The sequence below is a fragment of the Robertmurraya sp. GLU-23 genome, assembly GCF_052983275.1.
On sequence record NZ_JBRKCV010000028.1, the window covers coordinates 23,175 to 31,031 of the forward strand.

Genomic DNA, 7,857 nt, shown 5'->3' on the forward strand with positions numbered 1-7,857 from the left:
GCTCTTGGACTTATCTCTGGCCTGCTGCCCGCTCAACCTGGGCTTGGTGAGAGGCGTCAGGTTTCCCATCTACGTGACGTGTAGAGTTACCAAAATACACATCGAAATGCCCGGTTATACCGTTATTAGCGATATATTCACGATCATGAGGCATAAAGCTCATGCTAGCAGCAATTTTTCTACCTTCTATTTCGAGAATAACAGCTCTAGGTGTCCATGAATAACCTCCCCATATAGACTTAGCAATGTTAGTGTCATTAATGGTAGGCGTTTCACTGTCAGCATGGTTTGCACCAATAGTGCGGGTAATATTGAAAAACTTCCCTGTTGCCAAATCTGTAACCTTTACTGTTTTTCCGATAGTGAAAACATACTGGGCCTCGGTCCACCAATCCAAATATTCACCGTGCTTTTCGCTTACAACCTGTTTTACGGCAATATTATGAACTGGAATTTTAAGCCTCTGTCCTAATGTAAGCATACTGTTGATTGTTAAATTATTTACTCGTAAAAGTTCACTCTGTGGAATTCCGTAACGGACACTTAAGTCCCAAATATTATCCCCTGATACTACAGTGTGTGTTAAATAGGTCAATGTATTTTCGCTAGTTTGAGCTGGTGCATTAATGCCGTTTGGTATGGTTAAAGCTTGTCCTACCTGTAAGATATCTGAGTTCAAGTTATTGGTTGAACGAATATTATCAACTGATACTCCAAACCGTTGGGCGATAACAGAAAGTGTATCTCCTGATTTCACAGAATAAGTAAACGTATTTCGTTCTTCGGTATTAGTAATCGGAGTTGGCGTTTTAGTTTCATTAGGTTCAAGACTTGGTGTTGGTTGTGTCTCGTTTGTTCTTGTTGGTATGTTAAGTATTTGCCCAATTCGCAATAAATCGGTTCCTAGATTATTTGTACTTCTAATAAGTGCGACGGTAGTTCCAAATCGTTGCGCGATATTCCATAAATTGTCCCCTGCGACTACTGTATACGTTGATGGGGCAGTTGGTGTAGCTTGTTCATTCGCACCTGCTGGAATTTCAGTTGTTGTATTCCTACTAGGTATGACTAAGACCTGCCCAATTTTTAATAAATCCGTTGTTAAGTAGTTAGCACTTCGCAATGCCTCTACTGTCGTTCCAAAACGCTTTGCAATCACGGATAAACTGTCTCCTCCCACAACCGTATAATTCCTGGTAACCTGTTCCGGGATAGGTGCTGTTGGTGCAGGTGTGTTTGGGGGTAGTGTCAAGGTTTGTCCAATTGTCAACAAGTCAGTAGTTAAATTATTTGTAGCACGTATAGCTTCTAATGTTGTACCAAAGCGTTGAACAATGGAATATAAAGTGTCACCGGCGACCACAGTATACGTATTTGTTTGTGTGGGTTGTGTAGGGGGCGAAGTTGTTGGTTGAAGTATAGTTTGTCCCTCAATCAACACTGGGATAATCAATACTTGCCCAAGCTGGATACTATCACTAGTTAAACGATTGGCTTCCTTAATAGCATTAACCGTAGTTCTGTAGTCTCTTGCAAGTACTGTTAAATAGTCACCTTTTTCTACTTTATGGAATGCTTTTGGAATAATCAGTCTCTGATTAAGTTGTAAGATATCAGAAGTTAAACTGTTTGCTCGTTTAATATTATTAACCGTTGTATTAAAATTCCTCGATACACTCCAAAGGGTGTCACCAGAATTAACCTGATAATATATCGAGCCATCTTGTGATACTTGATTAGTGGATGCTGTAGAAGTGGCTGCTTGTACAGAAGATTCATCCCCACCCATTAAAGGAAGAGATGTAACTGCAATTCCACCAATGATAACTTTTACCATCGTAACCTTGATATTAGGGTAGCGTTCTCCAATAATCTGTTTTGCTAGCGCAACTACATCTTTTCTTTCTCTAGGTAACGTGCCTAATTCATTAGCAAATTCCGATAAGTGATCGGCTAAGTAAATAACAATTTCGTACTCGTCACTTTTTATCAACCTAATCTCATACCTCTTAAAATTGTCCATACTGTCTCCAGCTCCTTAAAATAGTGATTTAAAATAGTTTCTTAAAAAATTACACAACTCATTCTTCTTTAAGTGAATTTCTCAGCACAAATAATAATTTAGCCAACAGTACGAATATAAGAGTGATTGAGAGATAGCAGTTAATTAATATGAACGTACCAATATCTAAAGGTATCTTCGGTTAATTCCTATGAGAGAAGCATAATTATTTTAAGGAAGGAGCTTATATAGTTACTTAATCAAAATATTCGTCTAAAGCTATTTGTTGTATTTGTGGAGATAGGGGAGAAGTATTTAAAAGGCATAAGATCCCACCTGCAAATCTGTCCTTTGAAACAGTCTGAAGGTGAGGTTCTAAAAGGAAAAAATTAAAATGTTAATGTCGAAAGTTCGATTGTTACTTGTAAAGAAGGGTGACAAATGCCAATGAAGATGGCGATAATAACATTCTGTTGTTACAATTCTTCAACAGTTGTAAAATTTAAACCAAAATTATACTAAATATCAAACTTTTAGGTGGAAATAAATATGTGGAGAATATTTCCTAAGGATATATTAATACTTTACTAGCCTGGGTTTGGATGGACTAGATTGCCCACTTCCATTTTTTGTACAAACAATAGGAATGTTACATCTGATAGCCTAATAGTAGACAGAGAAACGACTACTAGGAGGTTATTGACTTGAATAAATTTAAAAAACTGATAGTAGCAGCTGGACTTATGTTATCCATTTCATCATTTACATTAACAAATCAAACTGAGGCTGCAACAACATATACAGTTAAATCTGGTCAAACATATTGGAAAATATCTACAGGTTTCGGTATTCCTTTAAATAGTTTAATGAGTGCAAATAATAGTAAGCCACTTATTGCAGGACAAAATATAACACTACCAAACTCTCCAATTTCAGCAGCAGATAAAGATTTAATGGCACGTTTAGTTCGTGCAGAGGCTGTAGGTGAACCGTACGCTGGAAAAGTGGCAGTAGCGGTTGTCATTCTTAACCGTGTAAAAAGTGACCAGTTCCCTAATTCGGTCCGTGGAGTTATTTATCAAATATCAAATGGATATTATGCGTTTACTCCTGTAGCAAACGGTGAAATTAATAAGCCAGCTGATGCTGAATCCAAAAGAGCTGTTAATGAAGCAATTGCCTTAATGGGTAAAGGTGGGGGCTCATTGTTTTTCTATAATCCTGATACTTCTACAAATTCATGGATTTTATCTCGACCTGTGACAACTAGAATTGGAAATCATGTTTTTGCAAGATAATAATAATGTATGTATAAAAGGGGACAATCTTGAAAGATTGTTCCCTTTTTAAAAATTCATTTCATTATATTCACGAGTTTTTAATACATAAAATTTACCTTTACTTTAAATACGAAATACTATCAAATAGGTTGGCCCTCTTTTGGCTAACCGTATTCTAACTTAATCCTTTATACTTTTTTGACTTTTTATATAACTTTAACTTAATTGGTGACTATGTGTTGGAAATATAAAGTAAGAGGCACTCCCTAGATAAAAGGGAGTAAAGGATAAGTGGTCTTAACTTATCAAGATTTATTAATCCATTAGCAGATGTTTGTGACGGTTTATTATGTTTTGCTGTGCTTCTTTAGAAGACATAGGTGGTTCTTGGTTAAACGCTCTAGTGAGAAAATTCGAATACAAGTCTTGAAGCTTTCCCTGTTGTAAAGACATTTCTTTGTGGATTGCTTTTACATTAGGATTCTTCATCATTAGCGCAGACATGAAGTTCATATTGGCCATATTTTGAGCGGTAGCTCTTCCTTCAATAGCTATAGGTCTATCTTGTTCAGAAGTAGATCCTTCAAGAGAGGATGGAACTATTTCAAATTGAATAGGTTCAAGTTTTACTTCTTTTGTTCGATTTGGATCTAGGAGTTCTAGCATTACTCTGACATGATCTAACATAACCATATATTGCTTTTGAATGATTTGTTTTAAATTAGGATTCTTTGTTTGGTAATAGTAAATTCTTAGTTTATATAAAACACCTTCATGAGTTGTCAAATGTTCGTTTATTAAATGAACATCGATCGCAGGTATGACCAACTTTAAGCCCCTCCAATTATTTAATGTATAGGTATACATCTATAGCCTATGAAGGACTTTTATTTTTGTTCATATACATAATCCCAATTGAGTTTGTTAAGGATTCCTATGCCTTTATTGAAGTTATCGATCTAAGAAAAAAACGAGAAAACTTATGTAGGAATGCATCCTTTTGCTGTGGAGTATGTTGTATGGGGCGTTAGAATGTGAAGCTGTCTTGCAATTAGTTAAGTAACCTGTAACTACTTTATATGGAAATTTTCAAAAAAACCGAGAAAATCAATATAAAAAATTGAAATACCCTTTATATAAAATTTAAAAACAAACGAGCAATGAGGCATGTATCAAGCCTAAATGCTCGTTTGTTTTTTTGTGTTAAATAATATTGTCGAATTTGTGACAAATTCAATTCTTCACAAATTCTCAATACTTGAATGATAGTATAACAAACTGAAGTTCATTGTAAGATCTATACATTAAAACTCTTATAATGCATGAATTACGATTATTGATTATGAAAGGAGTATTTACATGAAATTTTAACAGTAGCTCTTGCTATGGGAACAATGGACCGATTATTTGGAACAAACTTCTTTACATTGGGTAATGGGGGAAAGGGGATGCTTTGGGCGAACCTGTTCTAGGTTTGGGGACATCCTGAAGTCTATTTTTTAATACCTGCTTTTGGTATTTATAGTGAAGTTATCTCAACTTTTGCACAGCGTAATTTATATGGTTATAAATCAATGGTTGCTTCCATGGCCATTATTTTAATCATGTCATTTTTAGTATGGGCACCCCATTTCTTTACAATGGGGCAAGGTGCATTAACGAACAGTATTTTCTCAATTACAACCATGGCGATTGCCGTCCCGACAGGGGTTAAAATATTTAAGTGGCTGTTAACTCTTTGGAAAGGGAAAATAGAATTTAATACCCCAATGCTTTATGCTCTATTATTCATTCCGCTCTTTACGTTGGGAGGAGTTACCGGAGTTATGCTTGCGATGTCAGCTGCTGACTACCAATATAACAATACAATGTTCCTATTCGCCCACTTTCACAACGTGATAATTCCTGGAGTTGTTTTTGCTATGCTTGCCGGTCTAACGTACTACTGGCCAAAAATGTTTGGTTTCATGCTAAATGAAAGAATTGTTCATATGTATCTTCTTCGTTTGGGGATTTTCTTTAGTATTTTGTTTATGGATGCCTGCTATTCTTTCAACGATTGGAATTCTAGCCTGTATGGCTCATCGCTCATTTGAACAGGATCATGGTTATTACATCTCTGTTGAAGAAATTCATGGGACAGAAACAAAAATAAGAGGTGATAATTAATGAAAATTGAACAATCACTACCACTTGAATATAGCACGGAACAAAACGAAATAAATATACTAGGTTTCTAGATTTTCCTTGGGGCGTAATTAATGTTTTTCGCTACTTTATTTGCTACATATTTTACCTTAGTAAACCACAGGCAACGGTCCTACTGGAGCTGAGGATTTTCCAAGTTGGTCCAGTACTTATTGAAACACTATTACTGTTAACTAGTAGTTTCACCGTTGGTCTTGGGATTCACGCAATGAGAATGGGGAAGCAAAATTTAATGATAATGTTTTTCTCTAACACCCTTCTTCTTGGTTTAGGATTTTTGAGGGTTAAAATTTTTGAATTCATAACGAATATACATGAAGGAGCCGGAATACAAACTAGTGCGTTTACATCTATTCTATTAACAACCTTAGGAACACATGGTGCACACGTAACACTCACTTTATTCTGGGTTTGGTTTATCATCATGCAAGTGAAGAAATTTGGGTTGACTCCTCAAACAACGAATAAAGCGTTTATCTTTTCACTTTACTGGCACTTCCTAGATGTAGTATGGATCTTCATCTTCAGTTTCATCTATTTGAAAGGAATGATGTAATATGACCGAATTATTCCCTCGGAAACTTGGAGTATATTTCTTTGACATGCGTTTGTAGTAGGTTTGACCGTACTTCTATTAACGGCATTCGCACAGGCAGGTCTTCAACGTATTGTTTTTATGCATGCTGGTGAAACAGAGGATAAAGGTACGATGTATATAAATATATACTACGGATTAATTATTGCCTTAATTACCATCTTTGGTACATTACTAGCTATGGTTTGGAATATGTAACTTTAATAATAAACGGGTATGTAAAAAAAAATTGATGAAAATATAGCAATTGCAAGAATATTGGAGGTAAGTTTGCTTTGAAAGGTTTTAAAAAAATTACACTTTTTCTTATCATTTTCAGTATGGTTTCAACAACAGTAATTACAGGTTTCGGCAGTAAATCAGAAGCAGCTGAAGATAAGTTGGATTTAAAGGTAGAAGCCGCTATTCTAGTAGATGCAGAAACCGGTATAGTATTATATGAAAAAAATGCAGATGCTGTTCTAGGAATAGCATCCATGTCGAAAATGATGACTGAATACCTCGTTCTAGAGGCAATTGATCAAGGAATGATTTCTTGGGACCAAAATGTTGAGATAAATGAATACGTTCATAAGCTTTCAGCAGCTCCGGGATTATCTAATGTGGGGCTCACACAAGGTGAAACTTATACTGTAAAAGAGCTCTATGAGGCAATGGCGATTTTTTCTGGTAATGCAGCAACAGTTGCACTTGCTGAAGTGATTGGTGGTACAGAGAAGAATTTTGTTGAAATGATGAATAAGAAAGCCGAAGAACTTGGTCTGAAAGACTATAAATTTGTAAACTCATCTGGCTTAAATAATAGTACTATGCTAGGGAATCATCCTGCAGGAGGCCGTGATGAAGAAAATGTTATGTCTGCAAGAGCGACTGCAAAGTTAGCGTATCGTTTGTTAAAAGATTATCCCAAGGTATTAGATACTGCGAGTCAACCAAGATTAGAATTTAGAGATGGTAGAACCTATGATAATTTCAACTTCATGCTCCCAGGTCTTGTTTATGGTTATGAAGGAGTTGACGGATTAAAAACTGGTTCTACTGATTTTGCTGGATATGGCTTTACTGCAACAGCCAAAAGAGGGGATCAACGCTTTATTTCAGTGGTAATGAAGGCGGATACGAGAGATACTCGTTTTACAGAAACAACAAAAATCCTAGACTTTGCTTTTAATAACTTTAAAAAAGAAACAATATTTGAAAAAAACTATAAATTAAAAGGTCAAGAATCAGTGCCAGTGACAAAAGGAAAAAAGGACCAGGTTAAAATTCAAACAGTTGACGAAATCACTCTCCCAATTATAAAGGGTGAGGAAGACCAATATGTACCAAAGCTTGTCCTTGATAAAGGAAAATTAGACGAACAGGGAAATCTAACTGCCCCTATTAAAAAGGGTGATAGGATTGGATATGTAACCATCGAAACTAAAAGTAATGTGCCTGTTAGGTATTTAACTAGTGAAGATGAAAATCAATTGAAAGTGGATGTAGTTGCAGCAGAAGATGTTGAAAAAACCAATTGGTTTGTGTTAGCGTTGAGTGGAATAAGAGGATTTTTTGGTGCTTTTTTCAACAATGTGTCAACATCAGTAAAAGGGTTATTTTAACGTAATAAATGTTTGGCTTCCTGGATCTTACAAGGAAGCCATATTTAGTGTGCCAGGCATGTTCATCAACTTGGCGGTGAGAGTCCGCTATGGGCGTTGGGATATGCGAACCATTAGTCGAAGGCAAGGGTGTCCGTGGTGACGAGGAATCTGAAGGAAGCCCTAGAC

General features: G+C 36.0%; 4 protein-coding genes and 3 pseudogenes. 5 read left to right on the plus strand and 2 right to left on the minus strand.

Translation table 11 applies throughout. The features are described from left to right. Nucleotides 1-10 precede the first annotated feature (10 nt). Nucleotides 11-2,023: a LysM peptidoglycan-binding domain-containing protein gene (locus ACVBAX_RS24610; RefSeq protein ID WP_447119542.1), complete on the minus strand. Its 2,013-nt coding sequence runs from the start codon at nucleotides 2,021-2,023 to the stop codon at nucleotides 11-13. 683 nt (nucleotides 2,024-2,706) lie between these two features. Between ACVBAX_RS24610 and ACVBAX_RS24615 the strand changes: the two genes are divergently transcribed. Further along, entirely contained in the window at nucleotides 2,707-3,300 is a 594-nt protein-coding gene (locus ACVBAX_RS24615; RefSeq protein ID WP_377058885.1) for a cell wall hydrolase, read from the plus strand. A 297-nt stretch (nucleotides 3,301-3,597) separates the two neighbouring features. Here ACVBAX_RS24615 and ACVBAX_RS24620 read toward each other — a convergent pair whose 3' ends face one another. After that, nucleotides 3,598-4,110 (minus strand): hypothetical protein, encoded by a 513-nt coding sequence (locus ACVBAX_RS24620; RefSeq protein ID WP_447119545.1) that lies wholly within the window; start codon nucleotides 4,108-4,110, stop codon nucleotides 3,598-3,600. A gap of 536 nt (nucleotides 4,111-4,646) precedes the next feature. Here ACVBAX_RS24620 and ACVBAX_RS24625 point away from each other — a divergent pair. The 4 genes and pseudogenes from ACVBAX_RS24625 to ACVBAX_RS24640 all read left to right on the plus strand — a co-directional run. Continuing rightward, nucleotides 4,647-5,451: pseudogene (locus tag ACVBAX_RS24625) on the plus strand (cbb3-type cytochrome c oxidase subunit I); the annotation flags it as partial. Beyond that, nucleotides 5,451-6,046 (plus strand): annotated as a pseudogene (locus tag ACVBAX_RS24630) (cytochrome c oxidase subunit 3). The pseudogenes ACVBAX_RS24625 and ACVBAX_RS24630, both read left to right, overlap by 1 nt. Nucleotide 6,047: 1 nt before the next feature. Beyond that, nucleotides 6,048-6,283 (plus strand): annotated as a pseudogene (locus ACVBAX_RS24635) (cytochrome aa3 quinol oxidase subunit IV). Between the two features lie 122 nt (nucleotides 6,284-6,405). Next, nucleotides 6,406-7,689, plus strand: a complete 1,284-nt coding sequence (locus ACVBAX_RS24640; RefSeq protein WP_447119547.1) for a D-alanyl-D-alanine carboxypeptidase family protein — start codon at nucleotides 6,406-6,408, stop codon at nucleotides 7,687-7,689. Nucleotides 7,690-7,857: the final 168 nt, after the last annotated feature.